Origin of the sequence: Pantoea sp. SIMBA_079, from assembly GCF_046940275.1 — a bacterium.
Lineage (GTDB): Bacteria > Pseudomonadota > Gammaproteobacteria > Enterobacterales > Enterobacteriaceae > Pantoea > Pantoea borealis.
On record NZ_JAWRYR010001029.1, the window covers coordinates 1 to 229 of the forward strand.

Here is a 229-nt window from a genome sequence, read left to right on the forward strand (position 1 = left end):
GGGTCTCCGGCGAACGCCAGCAGCCCGGCGCGCAGCGGCGATTCGTCCGGCGCGAGCTCGGCCTCTTCGGCCGGTGCGGCACCGATCGGGATGCCGTTCTCGCTTGCGCGCGCGAGCAGCCAGTCGCGCAGTCGCAGCGTGGAGACGCAGTCGTAGCGGTTGTAGTCGCCCAGCTCGTCGAGCAGCCGTTGCGCCTCGTCGAGGCGCCCGAGCGCGAGCAGGTCACGGG

Annotated in this window: 1 protein-coding gene; it reads right to left on the reverse strand. The window is 73.4% G+C overall.

Going from position 1 to position 229, the window contains the following annotated elements; all coding sequences use genetic code 11:
* A partial coding sequence (locus SB719_RS23030; RefSeq protein ID WP_412160171.1) for a hypothetical protein occupies positions 1–229 on the reverse strand: 229 nt, incomplete at both ends.